Origin of the sequence: Vreelandella aquamarina, assembly GCF_900110265.1 — a bacterium.
Lineage (GTDB): Bacteria > Pseudomonadota > Gammaproteobacteria > Pseudomonadales > Halomonadaceae > Vreelandella > Vreelandella aquamarina.
Genome location: NZ_FODB01000033.1, coordinates 23,749 through 40,928 on the forward strand (window position 1 = coordinate 23,749; position 17,180 = coordinate 40,928).

Sequence of the window (17,180 nt, forward strand, 5' to 3'; positions counted from 1 at the left end):
CTGCCTTTTAACGAGTCGGTGCCGGATGATGCTCCGCCCAGTGGCGGGCGATATCCACCCGGCGAGCCACCCACACTCGGTCGTGGGCTTCAATATGGTCTAAGAAGCGCTGCAGCGCGCGGAAGCGCCCGGGGCGGCCCAGCAAACGGCAGTGCATACCAATCGAGAGCATCTTCGGCGCTTCTTCCCCTTCGGCATACAGTACATCAAAGGCGTCGCGCAGGTAGGTAAAGAAGTGGTCCGCCGTGTTGAAACCTTGCGGAGCAGCAAAGCGCATGTCGTTGGTATCTAAGGTGTAAGGCACGATCAGGTGGTTATGCTCAGCCCCCTGGCTATCGCTCACCTTGGTCCAGAACGGTAGGTCGTCGCCGTAGTAGTCGCTGTCGTAAAGAAAACCACCTTCGTCCAAAATTAAACGGCGCGTATTGGGGCTATCGCGCCCGGTGTACCAGCCTTCAGGCTTTTCACCATACAAACGCTGGAAGATCTCCATGGCTTTTTGCAGATGTTCGCGCTCGACATGCTCAGGAGTTTCTTGGTAGTGAATCCAACGGTAGCCGTGGCACGCCACTTCATGGCCAAGCTCTTTAAACGCCTGGGCCACGTCCGGGTGGCGCTCTAGCGCCATCGCCACCCCAAATACGGTCAGTGGCAACCCACGGCGCTCGAACTCGCGCAGAATACGCCACACGCCAGCGCGGGAGCCGTACTCGTAGATGGATTCCATGCTCAGGTGGCGGTCTGGGTAGCTGGCCGCACCAATAATCTCGGACAAAAACTGCTCCGAGCCTGAATCCCCATGCAGCACGCAGTTCTCGCCGCCCTCCTCATAATTAAGCACAAATTGAACGGCGATCTTGGCCTTGCCTGGCCAGTTAGCGTGGGGCGGCGTGCGGCCATAGCCGATTAAATCGCGAGGGTAATGAGAGGTCATGGACAGGCTCCTTAACAAAGGCAGAGCGTTTTAGTTTGTATACAAAATAGCCATTTTGAACGGCCATCGCAATTCAACGCAGGGCTAATTAATTGAGATGACGACGCTTTTCGGCTCAACAGCACACTAACCCTTTGAAACCTGAACACTTGATCAACTCTACGAGCGCTAAACCGTTGCATGAAAGGGCTTGCGCATCGCAGAAAAGCGCCCTATTTTCGTATACAAGATAGAAAATATTGTTCACATGCGAGTATCACCCCGTGCATATACGCTTGATTAACCCTAATACCACGGCTGCCATGACGGCGACAATTCGACAAGCAGCCGAACAGTTAGCGGCCCCATCGACCACGGTGAGCGCCACTCAACCCGACGCTGGCCCGGTCTCTATCGAGAGCCACTTCGATGAAGCAGTGAGCGCGGTGGGCGTGGCCGAAGAGGTGCTGAAAGGCGAGCGCGAGGGCAATATTGATGCCTACGTAGTGGCCTGCTTTGGTGACCCCGGCTTGCTGGCTGCCCGCGAGCTGACCCGCGCCCCAGTGATTGGCATTGCCGAAGCCGCTTTTCACATGGCCACCTTGATTAGCACGCGCTTCTCGATTGTGACCACGCTAGGCCGTACCGGTATTATTGCCGAGCACCTTCTTGAGCAGTACGGCTTTAGCCACCACTGCCGCCGCATTCGCGCCGCTGAAATTCCGGTGCTGGATTTGGAAGACCACCCTGACGCCGCCTTTAGCCGCATTGTGCAAGAGTGCTGCCGTGCCCGCGATGAGGATGGCATCGGCGCGATTGTGCTGGGCTGCGGCGGGATGGCGAACCTCACCCACGCCATTAGCCGCGAAGTTGGCCTGCCCGTGGTGGAAGGGGTAAGCGCGGCGCTGAAGCTTGCCGAATCGCTGGTGGGGCTGGGCTTACATACCAGCAAATACGGCGATTTAGACTACCCTCGCCCAAAACCCTTTACCGGCAAGTTCGCGGATTTATCCAACCTAACCCTGCCACCCACACGCTAAAAAATCACGCACCATAAAACTATAACAACCGTACGAATACCGCCATTAGCACGCCACGCCGCAAGCGTCTCTTGGGCAGAGTCTGCCCAGGTTACCAATAACATCGATAATCTTGCGAGGACGGTAACATGAGCACTTCAACCTCTGCTCTTACCTCAGATGAACTACCGGGAGCGGCTAGCCCCGCCACCGCCAAAGCCGTTGGGGCGGAAAGCTTAGCTCCGCAAAGTACCCGCATTATGGGGCGCACTTCCTACTTTTTAGCCTGGTTTGGGGGGTGTGTCTCTATCGGCACCTTCGCCATGGGCTCAAGCGTGGTGGGCACGCTCAACCTGCTTCAAGCCACCCTGGCCATCGCCATTGGCTGCTTTGTGATTGGCGTGGCGCTCGCCATTAACGGGGCTGCTGGCTACAAATACGGCATCCCGTTTATGGTGCAGGCACGCAGTGCATTCGGTTTTACCGGCACGCGTATTCCCGGTTTGGTGCGCGCCGTTCCTGCCATCGTCTGGTACGGTTTTCAAAGCTGGATTGGCGCAGGTGCCCTCAACATGGTGTCGGCGACACTGTTTGGCTTCGACAACCTGATCTTCTACTTCATTGCTTTCCAGTGTTTGCAGATTGGCCTTTCGGTACTCGGCTTTCAGGGCATTAAGTGGCTGGAAAATATCGGCAGCGCCTTTATTCTCTGCTCGCTGATGTACATGTTCTACGCCACGGTGCAGCGCTACGGTGACGAGCTTTCCACCAGCCTGCTGACCATGGAAGGCTCTTGGGGGATGCCCTTCTGGAGCGCCACCATGCTGTTTTTGGGCATCTACAGCACCATGATGCTGAATGTGAGCGATTACTCCCGTGAGCATAAAAAAGGCACCGGCCAAGGGCTATTAACCACTATTTACGCCATGTCGATTCTGCCCTGCACGCTGTTTATGGGCCTGATTGGCTACATGGTGTCGCAAGCCACTGGCACCGCAGACCCCATCCAGGTGTTCGCCAACGCGGTAGATAACACGCCGCTACTAATGATCACCCTGCTGTTTATCGCCTTCGCCCAGGTAACCACCAACGTGCTGAACAACGTGGTGCCGCCCACCTACGTGCTGATGGACGTGTTCAAACTCAAGTTCCCCGTCGCAACGGTGATTGTGGGTCTGCTGGCCTTCGCCACTTTCCCCTGGAAGCTGGTGCAGCCGGAATCGGCCGCAGGGTTGCAGCTCTTTGTACAAACCTACTCCGCGTTCCTTGGCCCCATCTTCGCCATTCTGGTGGTGGACTACTACGTGATTCGCCGCCGCACGCTGGATATCGGCAAGCTCTACGATGAAAACGGCCCGTACCAAGGCATTAACAACGCCGCACTGATTGCCACGGCGGTGGGGATTATCGCAGCACTCTCGTTCTCGGCGGTCTCTTGGTACGCCAGCCTTATTCCTGCCGGGCTGACCTACTACCTGCTGATGAAACACTGGCCCGCCTGCCAGCGCTTCACCCAGTAACTCGCCTTGCCAACGCCTACCACCCTCGCGTGGCAGGCGACCATTTCCGGATAAAGAGCCTTGCAATGAATGAACAACCCAGCCAAAGCGACCTAAACATCCAGCAGATTGATCCAACGCTCTATAACGAAGACCTCGCCCCGCTAAAGCCAGAGCACCGCACCTGGGGCGCCTTTGAGATTTTTAACGTCTGGTCCAACGATATTCAAAGCCTGTTTGGCTACACCCTGGCGGCGTCGCTGTTCCTCTCTTATGGCCTAAACGGCTGGGCCGTAATGGCAGCGATTATTCTGGCCGGGATTATCGTCATGTTTTTGGTCAACCTGACCGGCAAACCCAGCGTGAAATACGGCATACCTTTCCCCGTCATGGTGCGCGCCAGCATGGGCGTGCGTGGTGCCAACCTGCCCGCCATGCTGCGCGCCATTGTGGGTATTTTTTGGTACGGCGTGCAGACCTACTTCGCCTCCACCGCCGTGGCGCTGCTGATTACCGCGCTGTTTGGCGTGGGCAACGGCGGCACCTTTCTTGGCCTTTCCGGGGTGGCGTGGCTGTCGTTCGTGATTGTGTGGCTGTTTCAGATCGCGATTTTTTGGCAGGGCATCGAGCGCATTAAACACTTCCTAAACTGGGCAGGCCCGCTGGTGTATGTGGTGATGGTGGTGTTGATGATTGTGGTATGGGTACAAGCCGGTAGCGAGCTACTCCCCGCCATTAGCACCATCTTTAGCGGCAGCGATGAGCAGGGCGGCCTGGGTGCGTTTCTCGCCATTGTGGGTACGATGGTGGCCTACTTCGCCGCAGTGGTGATCAACTTCGGCGACTTTACCCGGTTTGTAAAAACCGAACGCCAGATGAAGCTGGGCAACCTGCTGGGCCTGCCCTTGAACGTGGCGTTCTTCTCGTTTATTGCGCTGATTATCACCGCCGGCACGCTGGTACTGTTTGGCGAAGCGCTAACCAACCCAGCAGATATTGTGGAACGCGTCGATTCGCTGCCGCTGACCCTTGTGGCCGCCCTCACCTTCTTTGCCGCTACGGTGGGTATCAACCTCGTCGCTAACTTCATTCCCCCCGCCTACGACTTAGCTAACCTGTTCCCAAGCAAAATCAGCTTCAAGATGGGCGGCTTGATTACCGCCGTGATTGCCTTTTTCGTGGGTGCGCTATGGATCTCAGTGATCAGCCAAATTGGCGTGCCGGGCTTTGTAAATGCGCTGGGCGCTATCGTCGCGCCGTTCTACGGCATCATCGTGGTGGACTACTACCTGATCAAACGCCAGCACCTCAACATGCAGGAGCTATTCTCCTCAGCCCCCAGCAGCGCCTACTACTACGTCAACGGCTGGAACACCCGCGCCCTCATCGCCTTTGGCGTGGCGGCAATGTTCTCGCTCTCTACCATATTGGTACCGGCTTTAGCCAGCTTAGGCGGCTATGGCTGGCTGATCGGCGCTGGCTTGGGTGGGGTGTTCTATTACGGGCTGATGAAGCGGTTTAAGGCAGCGCCCGTGATGGCTGAGCAAAAAGCGCACTAAGCCATGAAGTGATGGCTCATAGCAAAACGTGGTAACCACTAAAAGCGCCACCGGATGAGCTCCGGTGGCGCTTTTACGTTAATCCAAAAAAACTGCCTAACCGCCATTACAGTTGAGCAGATGCGTCGTCGCTAAACACCAAAAATCTGCTGCAGATCCGGTACATTCTCTTCCTCTTCAACCATGGAGAGCGAGGCTTCGATGGCTTTGAGGTGGCGGCTCATAAAGGCTTTGGCGCGTTCGCCGTTGCCGGTTTCAAGATAGCCAATCAGGTCGTCGTGGTCGTGGGATTCGCAGCCTAGGTGGCCGCGATGGCCGTAAACGGCGAGGATCAGTGATGAGCGGGAGCAGAGGCGCTCGACGAATTCTGCCAGGGTGGCATTGCCGGAGAGTTGGGCTAAGCGCACGTGAAAATCCGCCGAGAGACGAATCGCCACGCTCTGCTGACCGCTGCGTAGGGCTTGACGTTCTTGGCGGGCCATCTCGCGAAGCTCCGCCGCCGCCGCGGCGTTCATTCGCCTGGCCACATCGGGCATGAGGCCACACTCGATCAACTGGCGGGCATCGAACACGTCTTTCGCTTCATCGGCGGTGGGGCGCGTCACGCTAGCCCCACGACGCGGGGTCAAGGTAACAAGCTGCTCCAGCGCCAGCCGCTGAAGGATCTTACGAATCCCCGTGCGGCTAATACCGAATACTTCCGCTAGCGCATCTTCACGCAGCCGAGCGCCGGGCTTAAGGCGCTGCTCCACAATCGCATCGCTCACCGCCCGGTAAATCGCTTCGTGGCGCTCATCGCCCTCTTTGTCAGAAGGCCTCCGCTTTAACGCCGCCTGCGCATCACTCATAGTGTCTCCTGTCTGCGACTCTGATTACTCCTCCCAGGCCGCAATGATATCGCGCTCTTCGTCACTCATGTTGGTGATATTACCAAGCGGCATGTAGCGACTGCCAACGACCTGTTGGATTTGCGCTTTGTGACCAAGAATATCGTCCCAGCTATCAAAGGCATAGCCTGCAGGCGGCGCGGAGAAACCGGCATGCTCGGGGTTGCGGGCATGGCACTGGGTGCAGTGTTGCTCAATCAATCCAGATATCTGCGCTTGTGTGGGCGCACCGCCAGTGCTTTCTGCGATGCTACTTGGGCTGGGCGCGGCCACCCAGAACGCGAGCAAAATCAGCCCAACGCCTACTGCAGGGTAGGCAGGCTGAATGTTACCGGCATGCATCAGTACAAAGAACTGACGAATCAGCGCTCCGGCAAAGATAAACAGCACCATTACCACCCAAGAGAGCTCGTGGGCGTAGATAAATGAGTAGTGATTACTCACCATCAGCAGCACCACGGGGAGCGTGAAGTAGGTGTTGTGCACCGAACGCTGCTTGCCGCGCTTGCCGTCTAGTGGGTTGGGAGCCTCGCCCGCCTTCATGGCTTTCACCATGCGGCGCTGGCCGGGAATGATCCAGAAAAAGACGTTGGCCGACATCGCCGTGGCCATTACCGCGCCGGTGAGCAGAAATGCCGCCCGCCCGGTAAACATCTGGGTGCTTAAGTAGGCAACCACCACCATCATCACCGCTACGGCAATACTCAGCAGGCCATCGCGCTCCATGTTGGGGCTAATACGCTTGCACAGCTCGTTATAAACCACCCAGCCGCCTAGCAGGAACCCAAGCGCCAGCAGGTTCGCCTGCCAACCGGTGAGGTTAGCCGCCCAGGCCCAGTTACTGTCCGGATTCACTAAGTAGAAACCGGGGTTCACCATGTAGAGAATGACGAACAGCGCAAAACCCGATAGCCACGTCGTATAGGCTTTCCAGAACGACCAGTGCAGGTCGTTGGGCAGCTTGGCCGGGGCCGTGGCATATTTCTGGTTATGATAGAAACCGCCACCATGCACAGCCCACATCTCGCCAAAAACACCCTTTTCACGATCTTCAGCGGCTTTGGGAGTGCGCAGGCCATTATCCAGCATTACGAAGTAGATCGACTCGCCGATCCATGCAATCGCTGCGATCACGTGTAACCAGCGCAGCAGTAGATTCACAAACTCGATGATATACGCTTGCATGCCTAGTCCTCTTAGCTACCACGGTAAGTGGAGTAGCCGTAGGGCGAAAGCAGCAACGGTACATGATAGTGCTGGCTTGCATCGGCCACGCCGAAGCGCAGCGGAATAACGTCTAAAAAGCGCGGTTCAGCGGCTTCTACCCCTTGAGCGCGCAGATAGTTTCCAGCGTGGAACACAAGCTCATACTCGCCTGGCATTAGCGCATCGCCTTTTAAAATGGGGGCATCGCAGCGGCCATCGCTATTAGTGACGGTGGTGCCTAAATGCTCGCGGCTGCCGTCCGCTAGCCGAAAAACCTCAATGGTAATGCCTTGGCCGGGCTGTCCTTTGGCGGTATCCAGCACGTGGGTAGTTAAGCGTCCCATCGTCACTCCTTACATTGGCGGGGTTATTGGTGTTATGGATAGATGTTATGTGTAGAGTTTGACCTATTGGTCAAAGAGTACCGTTGATGCTATTTATTGTATACAGCATTTCCCTTTTCGCACGCCTGGAGAGTTTTTGTGTCGACTGCTACCCCACTCACATTATCCCCTACCCCCAGCCAATGCAGCCTGGAAGACTTCGTCGCCCACTATGGCGATGTGTATGAGCACTCGCCCTGGGTGGCAGAAGCCGCTTGGCACCAGGGCCTGCGTCCTAAACATGACAACCCTGACGCGCTAGCCGAACTGATGGGTTTAATGCTGCGTCAGGCAACGCCCGAGCAGCAGATTGCCGTTATTCGGGCCCACCCCGATCTAGCTGGCAAGGCCGCACTGGCGGGAGAGTTAACGCACGACTCCACCAGCGAGCAGGCAGGCGCAGGGCTCGACCAGTGCTCACCAGAAGAATTTGCCCGCTTTGAACAGCTCAATCAGGCTTATAAAGAGAAATTCGGCTTCCCGTTTGTGATTGCGGTGAAAGGGCTGGACCGCTACGACATACTCGCGGCGTTTGAAGAACGCCTGGAGAACGGATTAGCCCAGGAGCGTGAAACCGCGATTCAGCAAATTATTCGCATAGCGCGCTTTCGGCTCCGAGCACGCGCTAACGAGGCCTCGCTATAATCGCCACGCCTCCTACTAACCAAAAAAACATGCTAAGTAACAAGTACGCAAAAAAATGCCGCGTCCTGGAATAATTCCAGGCGCGGCATCTTTTCACTCAAGCGGGATAATTACTGCTTGGCAGTCTCTACCGCTTTCTTGGTCGTTTCTTCGGCCATTTTCTGGCTGTCTTGCATGAAGCTCTGGCTGATAGAAGTGACTTTTTCAGAGTCGCCTTTCATGCGCTCCATCAGATCGGCAGCAGTTTTTTGCTGGCTCTCCATCGCTTTTTTGAAGCTGTCCGCGTCTTTTACGTCTAACCATGTGCGCGCTTGGGCAATGGTCATGTCGGAGTAGGCACGGGCTGCATCCATCTGCGCGCCGACCAGCTGCTCGTAGTAGTTCAGTGCCGCCAACGTGTAGGAACGCATGGGGGACACGAATACCGACTCGAACTGCTGACTGGTTTTCTCTGCGGCCTTGTTCATCACGTAATCTCCTTGAGTGAGCTAGCGATTCGACCCGCGCCGAGGCAGGCCGGTAGTGGGCGTTTGCCGTTGCTACCCACAAAGCTAGCAGCGATTTTTGTGCAGCGCAACATGATTTTCAACATGCTGCGCTTGCCACACTTTCGCCCACTCAAAGACCAGAAAAAGCCGTTGGATTAACGGTTGCCAAACAGATGTTTACGAGCTTCATCATCCATCGTGATGCCCGCTTGGGGATTGATATCTTCCACTAGCGCGTAGGCTTTACGCACCGCCGGGCGTTGCGATACCTCTTCGAACCAGCGTTCAAGATCGGGGAACTCTTCCAAGGTTTGACGCTGCTTCTCCCAGGGCACAATCCAGGGGTAGATCGCCATATCCGCAATGGAGTAGCGGTCGCCGCCAACATAATGCTGCTGAGAGAGTCGTTGATCCAGCACGCTGTAGAGCCGGTTGGTCTCGCGTATATAGCGCTCTATGGCGTACTCAATTTTCTGCGGTGCGTAGTGGCAAAAGTGATGGTTCTGGCCCGCCATAGGGCCAAGCCCACCCACCTGCCAGTGCAGCCACTGCAGTACTACATAGCGTTCTCGCCCTTCTGCTGGCAGAAATTGCCCTGTCTTATCGGCGAGATATTCAAGAATCGCACCTGATTCAAACAGCGCCATCGGCTGGCCGCCGTCTTGGGGGGAGTGGTCAACAATGGCGGGAATGCGGTTATTAGGAGCAATGGTTAGAAACTCAGGGTCAAACTGCTCGCCGCGGCCAATGTTAACGGGCTTAACACGGTAAGCCAGCTTTGCCTCTTCAAGCATGATGGAGATTTTATGGCCATTCGGGGTTGTCCAGTAATACAGGTCAATCATTGCCATCTCCTTTCACACTAACGGACTACGCCGTTAGTGTTGCCTGTGGGTGTTAGGCGGCCATGGCCGCCTTACCTGTTATAGATCACGAATCGTCATGGCTTGGCCAGCGGCTGCATCATGCACCTCTAGCATACGCGCAAACCACGCTGCTACAGGGTCACTTTCTTCCACGAGCGGCTCGGTAGAAACGGTATAGGCCCACATCATGCTGCCAAACAGCAAGTAATCCGCACCGCTGGGCGTTTCACCATCCAAAAATAGGCTCTCTTTCAGTTGAGCGCTTACCGGTACTAGTGCCTGTTTAAGCTGCTGACGCCCCTGCTCCGGATTGCTGACGGCTTCTAAGGTAGCGCCAAAACGCGCCTCCCGGGTTTTACGGAAGTAAGCGCGGTCATCAGGGTGAATCGCCTCTAGGAGATCTAACACCACAATCTTGAACAGCGCAGGCGTAATGCTTCGCTCTACCAGCTGTTTAAAAAACATCACGCGCTGAAGGCTTACACCCTCGCCCAGCACCGGGGCTTCGGGGTAGGCGCGGTCCAGATAGCGCATGATCTCGAAGCTATCGGTCACTACCGTGTCGCCATCGGTCAACACGGGTACTTTGTCGTAGTTGGCAAACGCCAGCGCCTCTTTTTCTTGGAAACGCCAGGCTACTGTTGTGTAGTCCAACCCTTTATGGGCTAGCGCCATACGTACCCGCCAGCAATAAGGCGAAAAGCGTAGGCGCTCATCACGGCCGCACAGGTCATAAAGTGTTATTGCCATATTGTTAGTTCTCTTTTTTACAGGGGTCAATCCGCCACCTACAGTGAGTCTAAGTGGTTAGCGACACAAGCGACGTTAGTAACCCACCGCGCGAAGGCCTGCTGCACTGTCTATTAGTCTAATGACTGTTGCTGTATTAACACTCTGATGCAATGTTTAAAACACCTTAAAAACAACACGTTAAATTAAAACGACCGCTTAAATCATGCTCAAAACGGCCCACATCAACTGGTAAGACCAATTTTCCAATGTAGTCATTCAGCCCGCCTAACCGTATCTTTCAAGCTGACCCAACTATCATTGAAATGACAAGTTGGCTACTGCGGAGCACACCAAATCAATAACAAGGGGCCGTTCCTCCCATGAATGAAACTATACTCGCTCTTCTGGCATTTCTGCCGCTGTTGCTCGCCGGGATTTTGCTCGTAGGCTTTAAAGTCCCGGCCAAGATAGCGATGCCGATTGTCTTCCTCACGGCGGCCATTATTGGCCTAACCGCCTGGGATATGTCGTTTAGCCGCGTGGCGGCATCCACCGTACAGGGGCTTATCCAGACCGCTGGCCTGCTGTGGATTATCTTCGGCGCGATCTTACTGCTCAACACGCTTAAACACTCAGGCGGCATCACCGCGATTCGTAACGGCTTTTCAGGCATCAGCCCTGACCGCCGTGTACAAGCGCTGATTGTTGCTTGGCTGTTTGGCTGTTTCATTGAAGGCGCGTCTGGTTTTGGCACACCTGCTGCCGTTGCAGCCCCGCTAATGGTAGCGCTGGGCTTCCCGGCTCTGGCGGCGGTGGTCGTGGGTATGATGATCCAATCCACGCCAGTGTCGTTTGGCGCCGTGGGTACGCCTGTTGTGGTGGGTGTGGGTAGCGGCTTAAACCGTGCCGACATTACCGCGCAGCTAGAAGCGAACGGCTCTACTTGGGACGTGTTTTTCCAGCAGGTGACCAGTTCGGTGGCGATCACCCACGGTATCGTGGGTATTTTGATGCCGCTAATCCTCGTACTGGTAATGGTGCGCTTCTTCGGTGCCAACCGCTCTTGGAAAGAGGGGCTCTCGATTGCACCATTCGCCATCTTCACGGGTGTCTCTTTCGTGGTGCCTTACATGCTGGTGGGCGTGCTGCTTGGGCCGGAATTCCCTTCCATGATTGGCGCGATGGTGGGCTTAGCGATTGTGGTGCCTGCTGCACGTAAAGGCTTCCTGCTGCCCAAAGATACCTGGGACTTCCCAGAATCGACCGCTTGGCCGGATGAGTGGATCGGCAACCTGCAAATCAAGCTTGACGATGTGGCCGGTAAAGCACCGATGTCGACCTTTAAAGGTTGGGTGCCTTACGTACTGCTCGCTCTGTTCCTGGTAGCCTCACGCACCATCGAGCCGCTCAAAGCTGCGTTAACCTCCATCAACCTGAACTGGGCCAATATCTTCGGCGAAGCAGGCGTGAGCGGTGGCATCCAGCCTCTCTACCTGCCCGGCGGTATCATCCTAGCGGTCGTGCTGGTGACCTACTTCCTGCACCGCATGAACCCGCGCCAGCTAAGCGCTGCAGTATCCGAGTCGACCAAAACCATTTTTGGTGCGGGCTTCGTCCTGATCTTCACTGTGCCGATGGTACGTATCCTGATCAACTCCGGCGTCAACGGCGCGGACCTGGTCTCGATGCCCGTCATGATGGCGCAAGCGGTGGCTAACGGTGTGGGCGGCATCTACCCGTTCTTTGCGCCTGCCGTTGGGGCGATGGGTGCCTTTATTGCAGGCTCCAACACGGTGTCTAACCTAATGCTGGCGGAGTTCCAGTTCAGCGTTGCCGAAACGCTGGGGCTGTCCACAGCCATGATGGTGGCACTGCAAGCCGTGGGTGCTGCCGCAGGTAACATGATCGCAATTCACAACGTCGTGGCGGCGTCGGCTACTGTTGGCCTACTCGGCCGCGAGGGCACCACCATTCGTAAAACGATCATCCCGACTATTTATTACCTAGTCTTTGCTGGCATTATCGCGCTGATCGCGTTTTATGTCCTTGGTGTTACTGACCCGTTGATGTAAAGGGCCTCTTTACCTCATTGGTCATCACCCGCTGGGTAGCCCTAGGGCTACCCAGCACTATATTAAAAAGATGTATTTTACCTGACCGACCACTCCTCAAGTACTTTATGAAAAACAATTCCAAAACCACTCATACGTTATGGAAGCATTTTCCATAAAGTGATTAGATAGCCATCTATCCTCCTCATCCATAGGAGTTAACATGAATATCCTTTTCGACGAGCGCCTCGATGGCGAGCTTGTCCACCGTGATAAAGCTGACGTACTCAGCGACCTGCAAGGCGCTGTCCCCTCTTTGACGCTATTGCATCGTGAGGAGGATTTACGTCCTTTCGAGTGCGATGGCCTCGCCGCCTATCGCGTGCTGCCCATGTTGGTGGCCCTGCCGGAAACGTTGGAACAGGTCGAGGGCCTGTTAAAGCGCTGCCATGCACTGGGCGTACCCGTGGTGACCCGGGGCGCAGGCACCGGCCTTTCCGGCGGCGCACTGCCGCTTGAGCAGGGCGTGCTGCTGGTCATGTCGAGGTTCAACCAAATTATTACCGTTGACCCCGACGCGCGCATTGCCCGCGTTCAGCCTGGGGTGCGCAACCTTGCCATTTCCGAGGCGGCCGCCCCTTACGGGCTCTACTACGCCCCCGACCCCTCCTCACAAATTGCCTGCTCGATTGGCGGCAACGTGGCTGAAAATGCAGGCGGCGTGCACTGTCTGAAGTATGGTCTTACCGTGCATAACGTCATGCGCGTGGATGTCCTGACCATTGAAGGCGAGCACATGACGCTGGGCTCTGAAGCCCTGGATGCCCCCGGTTTCGACCTTCTGGCTTTGATGAACGGTTCAGAAGGCATGCTTGGGGTGGTCACGGAAATCACCGTGAAGCTGCTGCCCAAGCCACAAACCGCCAAAGTGCTGATGGCCAGCTTCGATGATATCGAAAAAGCGGGCCGCGCGGTGGGCGACATCATTGCCGCAGGCATTATCCCCGGTGGCCTGGAAATGATGGATAAGCTCGCCATCAAAGCCGCCGAAGATTTCATCAAGGCAGGCTACCCCGTGGAAGCCGAAGCCATTCTGCTCTGTGAGCTGGATGGTGTGGAAGCCGACGTGGACGACGACTGCGAGACCGTGCGCCGCGTACTGGAAAAGGCCGGAGCCACTAACATTCAACAGGCGCGGGACGAAGCCGAGCGCGCCAAGTTCTGGGCCGGGCGCAAGAATGCCTTCCCTGCCGTAGGCCGCATGTCGCCGGACTACTACTGCATGGATGGCACCATTCCCCGCCGCGAGCTGCCGCGCGTGTTGAAAGGCATTGCCGCACTTTCAGAAGAGAGCGGCCTGCCCGTGGCCAACGTCTTCCACGCGGGTGACGGCAATATGCACCCGCTGATCCTGTTCGATGCCAACAAAGAGGGTCAGCTTGCCCTGGCGGAAGACGTAGGCGGCAAGATCCTGGAGCTGTGCGTGGCCGCCGGTGGCTCGATTACTGGCGAGCATGGCGTAGGTCGCGAAAAAATTAACCAGATGTGCAGCCAGTTCCAGCCCGATGAGCTGACGGTCTTCCACGCGTTGAAAGCGGCCTTCGACCCCAAACGGCTGCTCAACCCAGGGAAAAATATTCCCACCCTGGCGCGCTGTGCCGAATTTGGCGCGATGCATGTGCATAACAACGAGTTACCGCATCCAGAACTGCCACGCTTCTGATGCTATAAGGATCGACCATGACCGAACTAGCGATACACGCTGACCAGGATATCGCCAATGAGCTGTGCGAACAGGTTCGTAGCGCCTACCACGACCGCACCCCGCTACGCATTGTAGCGGGCAACACCCGGGCCTTTTATGGCCGCCCGGTGGAAGGCACGGAACTCAATGTCGCAGCGCATAGCGGCATCGTCTCTTACGACCCTATCGAACTCGTCGTCACGGTACGGGCAGGCACCCGCCTGAGCGCGCTGAACGCGGCACTGGCAGAAAAACATCAAATGCTGCCTTTCGAGCCGCCCATTTTTGGCGACGCCAGCACCATTGGCGGCGCGGTGGCCACCGGCATGTCCGGCCCTCGCCGCCCTTGGGCAGGTGCCGCACGGGATTTCGTGCTGGGCACCCGGGTGATCACCCAGGAAGGCAAACTGCTGCGCTTTGGCGGCGAAGTCATGAAAAACGTGGCGGGCTATGACCTTTCTCGCATGATGGCAGGTGCCCAGGGCACGCTAGGCGTGCTGGCCGATATCTCATTTAAGGTGCTGCCTATTCCCACCGCCAGCCACAGTCTGCGCCTTGAAATGGGCTTGCAAGATGCTTTAGCGAAGCTCTCTGAGCTTGGCCGCCAGCCGCTGCCTATCACGGCTGCGGCATGGCACGCGGGCGAGCTGTTTATTCGGCTGGAAGGCGGTGAAAGCTCCGTCAAGGCCACGAAAGAGCGCCTGGGCGGTGAAGCGCTCTCTGCGGATTTCTGGCAACAGCTGCGTGACCAGCAGCATGGCTTTTTCAGCCTCAACGAAGGGCAAGCACTGTGGCGCCTCTCGCTACCGCCCCATACCCCAGCGCTAGAGCTCGCCGTTGATGAAAGCGATATCTTCTATGATTGGGGCGGCAGCCAGCGCTGGGTGAAAACCGCACTGCTCGCAGACACGCTGCGCGATGAATGCCAGAAGGCCGGTGGCCACGCTACCTGCTACACCCCGCATGCCCAAGGGGGCGCGGAGTCACCGTTTACTCCGCTGAATGCTGTGGTCGAGAAGTACCACCGCAACCTGAAGGCCGAGCTGGATGCCCACGGCATTTTCAACCCTGGTCGTCTTTATGCGGCATTTTAATCAGGAGAGCTGACATGCAGACGCACTTTACCGATGCCGACCGCCAAAAACCGCATATTCAGGAAGCCGAGCGCATTCTACGTACCTGTGTGCACTGTGGCTTTTGTAACGCCACCTGCCCCACTTACCAGTTGCTGGGCGATGAGCGAGACGGGCCTCGCGGGCGTATCTACTTGATGAAAGAGCTGCTGGAGAGCCGCGATGACGATGACCAAGTCACCGAAGAGACTCGCCTGCACCTAGACCGTTGCCTAACCTGCCGCAACTGCGAAACCACCTGCCCCTCCGGCGTGGAGTATCACAAGCTGCTGGATATTGGCCGTGCGGAAATCGACCGTCGTGTGCCGCGTTCAGCGGCAGAACGGGCTCAGCGCTATGCGCTGCGCAAAATGCTGGTCGACCCGAAACGCTTCAAAGCGCTGCTGGCCCTGGGGCAAACCTTCAAGCCTCTAGTGCCCGGCAAACTGCGTAGCAAAATGCCGCCCGCACCGGTCGATGCAGGCCAGCGACCCGACAGCCAGCGCCATGCCCGCAAGGTATTGATTCTAGAAGGCTGCGTGCAGCCGGGCCTGTCGCCCAACACCAACGCAGCCACGGCACGCCTGCTCGATCGTTTGGGCATTAGCGTCACACCGATTAGTGAAGCTGGCTGCTGTGGTGCTATCGACTTTCACCTCAATGCCCAAGAGGCGGGCCGCGAGCGGATGCGCGCCAATATCGATGCCTGGTGGCCGCAAATCGAGCAGGGCGCGGAAGCCATCGTGCAAACCGCCAGCGGCTGCGGCGCCTTCGTCAAAGAGTATGCCGACATGCTCAAGGACGACCCCGCCTACGCTGAAAAGGCCAAAAAAGTCAGCGCACTGGCAAAGGATATCGTCGAAATACTGCGCGACGAGCCGCTGGAAGCGCTGCAGCTTAAAGAGCACCAGCGTTTAGCGTTCCACTGCCCCTGCACGCTGCAGCACGCCCAGAAGCTCAACGGCGCAGTGGAAGGCGTGCTTAGCAAACTCGGCTTTGCACTCACGCCCGTGAAAGATGCCCACCTGTGCTGCGGCTCGGCGGGCACCTACTCGGTGACACAGCCAGAGCTCGCCACTCAGCTGCGCGATAACAAGCTGAATGCGCTAGAAGCAGGCAACCCTGAGGTGATTGTGACCGCCAACATCGGCTGTCAAACGCATCTGGCCAGTGCCAACCGCACGCCGGTACGCCACTGGGTAGAAGTCGTAGACGCTGCCCTGGTATAACCCTGTGCACTCGCTGCGCTTTCACAACGTATTAACGGTTGGGCGCAGCGCTTTAATCCCTATGATAAGAAGGATCCTTTGATGCAAACCAAAGCTGTTTTAGGCCAAGCCGACGTTATCCAAGTCCTCGATGCCGCACAGAAAGAAGCTGACAACAACAGCTGGCCGGTCACCATCGCCGTCACCGACGATGGCGGCCACCTGCTGGCACTGCGCCGTTTAGACGGTGCTGCCCCGTTCAGCGCCGATGTCGCTACCCAAAAAGCGCGTAGCGCGGCCCTGGGTCGTAAAGAGACCCAAGTGTTTGAAGAGATGATTAACGGTGGCCGCACGGCGTTTGTCTCTGCGCCGCTACAGGGTCTGCTATCTGGCGGCGTGCCGATCATCGTGGATGGCCAAGTCGTCGGCGCTGTTGGCATCTCTGGCGTCAAGCCAGATCAAGACGTGCAAATTGCCAAAGCAGGCGTCAGCGCAATCGCCTAACACTTCCATAGTAAGTAACCTGAATCCGTGAGACCGGCCCCCGGAAGCACTTCTAACCCACTGACCTGCATGGCAATATAGCCATTATCGCCATTCACCCAGACAGTGCCATGCCCAACATAAAGTTCCGCGCCAGTCGCCGCACCCTCACCAGCCACGCCGGGCTGTCCATCATCGGGCAATGCTTCGAGATCGCTGGCGTCGACAGCATCGACAGCCGCTTCCCCACCACGCTGGGCATGCGCACCAGTGACGTGATCAAGAGCTACCTGGGCCTGCTGTGTCTGGGCATGAGCGACTATGACGCTGTCGAGAACTTCCGCCGCGACAAGCCCTTCCAACAACTGCTGACCCTGCAGAAGGT

At 57.0% G+C, this 17,180-nt stretch carries 16 protein-coding genes and 1 pseudogene; 10 read left to right on the forward strand and 7 right to left on the reverse strand.

Annotated elements, in window-relative coordinates:
- Positions 1-7 precede the first annotated feature (7 nt).
- Positions 8-934: an allantoinase PuuE gene (puuE, locus tag BMY49_RS10370; RefSeq protein WP_044628690.1), complete on the reverse strand. Its 927-nt coding sequence runs from the start codon at positions 932-934 to the stop codon at positions 8-10.
- 263 nt (positions 935-1,197) lie between these two features.
- Between puuE and BMY49_RS10375 the strand changes: the two genes are divergently transcribed.
- The 3 genes from BMY49_RS10375 (at position 1,198) to BMY49_RS10385 (ending at position 4,990) form a co-directional block, all read left to right on the forward strand.
- Positions 1,198-1,953 carry an aspartate/glutamate racemase family protein gene (locus BMY49_RS10375; protein ID WP_058577171.1) on the forward strand — a complete coding sequence of 252 codons (756 nt, stop codon included), beginning with the start codon at positions 1,198-1,200 and terminating at the stop codon, positions 1,951-1,953.
- A 128-nt stretch (positions 1,954-2,081) separates the two neighbouring features.
- Complete coding sequence (locus BMY49_RS10380) at positions 2,082-3,452, forward strand: NCS1 family transporter (protein WP_062374107.1); 1,371 nt, start codon at positions 2,082-2,084, stop codon at positions 3,450-3,452.
- A gap of 65 nt (positions 3,453-3,517) precedes the next feature.
- The gene (locus tag BMY49_RS10385) at positions 3,518-4,990 is read left to right on the forward strand and encodes an NCS1 family nucleobase:cation symporter-1 (RefSeq protein ID WP_089675525.1); all 1,473 of its coding nucleotides are present in this window, start codon (positions 3,518-3,520) and stop codon (positions 4,988-4,990) included.
- A 131-nt stretch (positions 4,991-5,121) separates the two neighbouring features.
- Here the strand turns inward: BMY49_RS10385 and BMY49_RS10390 are convergent, their stop codons facing one another.
- From BMY49_RS10390 to uraH, 3 genes are read right to left on the reverse strand one after another with little or no spacing between them, the layout of a single operon-like run.
- Complete coding sequence (locus BMY49_RS10390; protein WP_062360622.1) at positions 5,122-5,838, reverse strand: GntR family transcriptional regulator; 717 nt, start codon at positions 5,836-5,838, stop codon at positions 5,122-5,124.
- A 24-nt stretch (positions 5,839-5,862) separates the two neighbouring features.
- Positions 5,863-7,062, reverse strand: coding sequence for a urate hydroxylase PuuD (locus tag BMY49_RS10395; RefSeq protein WP_089675526.1), 1,200 nt, complete (start codon positions 7,060-7,062; stop codon positions 5,863-5,865).
- Between the two features lie 11 nt (positions 7,063-7,073).
- Complete coding sequence (uraH, locus tag BMY49_RS10400) at positions 7,074-7,427, reverse strand: hydroxyisourate hydrolase (RefSeq protein ID WP_062360619.1); 354 nt, start codon at positions 7,425-7,427, stop codon at positions 7,074-7,076.
- A 138-nt stretch (positions 7,428-7,565) separates the two neighbouring features.
- Between uraH and uraD the strand changes: the two genes are divergently transcribed.
- The gene (gene uraD / locus BMY49_RS10405) at positions 7,566-8,111 is read left to right on the forward strand and encodes a 2-oxo-4-hydroxy-4-carboxy-5-ureidoimidazoline decarboxylase (RefSeq protein ID WP_089675527.1); all 546 of its coding nucleotides are present in this window, start codon (positions 7,566-7,568) and stop codon (positions 8,109-8,111) included.
- A gap of 110 nt (positions 8,112-8,221) precedes the next feature.
- Here uraD and BMY49_RS10410 read toward each other — a convergent pair whose 3' ends face one another.
- The 3 genes from BMY49_RS10410 to BMY49_RS10420 form a co-directional block, all read right to left on the reverse strand.
- On the reverse strand, positions 8,222-8,578 hold the full coding sequence (locus BMY49_RS10410) for a phasin family protein (RefSeq protein WP_054640956.1): 357 nt from the start codon (positions 8,576-8,578) through the stop codon (positions 8,222-8,224).
- Positions 8,579-8,754: 176 nt separating this feature from the next.
- Complete coding sequence (locus tag BMY49_RS10415) at positions 8,755-9,444, reverse strand: glutathione binding-like protein (RefSeq protein WP_062360615.1); 690 nt, start codon at positions 9,442-9,444, stop codon at positions 8,755-8,757.
- 78 nt (positions 9,445-9,522) lie between these two features.
- Positions 9,523-10,215 (reverse strand): glutathione S-transferase family protein, encoded by a 693-nt coding sequence (locus tag BMY49_RS10420; RefSeq protein ID WP_044628697.1) that lies wholly within the window; start codon positions 10,213-10,215, stop codon positions 9,523-9,525.
- Positions 10,216-10,577: 362 nt separating this feature from the next.
- Here BMY49_RS10420 and BMY49_RS10425 point away from each other — a divergent pair, with 362 nt between their 5' ends.
- From BMY49_RS10425 to BMY49_RS10450, 6 genes and pseudogenes are all read left to right on the forward strand, one after another.
- Entirely contained in the window at positions 10,578-12,269 is a 1,692-nt protein-coding gene (locus tag BMY49_RS10425; protein WP_089675528.1) for an L-lactate permease, read from the forward strand.
- A gap of 202 nt (positions 12,270-12,471) precedes the next feature.
- Positions 12,472-13,971 carry a glycolate oxidase subunit GlcD gene (gene glcD / locus BMY49_RS10430; protein WP_054640957.1) on the forward strand — a complete coding sequence of 500 codons (1,500 nt, stop codon included), beginning with the start codon at positions 12,472-12,474 and terminating at the stop codon, positions 13,969-13,971.
- 17 nt (positions 13,972-13,988) lie between these two features.
- The gene (gene glcE, locus BMY49_RS10435; protein WP_089675529.1) at positions 13,989-15,086 is read left to right on the forward strand and encodes a glycolate oxidase subunit GlcE; all 1,098 of its coding nucleotides are present in this window, start codon (positions 13,989-13,991) and stop codon (positions 15,084-15,086) included.
- 14 nt (positions 15,087-15,100) lie between these two features.
- Positions 15,101-16,333, forward strand: a complete 1,233-nt coding sequence (gene glcF, locus BMY49_RS10440; protein WP_054640959.1) for a glycolate oxidase subunit GlcF — start codon at positions 15,101-15,103, stop codon at positions 16,331-16,333.
- An 81-nt stretch (positions 16,334-16,414) separates the two neighbouring features.
- Complete coding sequence (locus BMY49_RS10445; protein WP_044628702.1) at positions 16,415-16,816, forward strand: GlcG/HbpS family heme-binding protein; 402 nt, start codon at positions 16,415-16,417, stop codon at positions 16,814-16,816.
- Positions 16,817-16,926: 110 nt separating this feature from the next.
- Positions 16,927-17,180, forward strand: a pseudogene (locus tag BMY49_RS10450) (IS1380 family transposase); the annotation flags it as partial.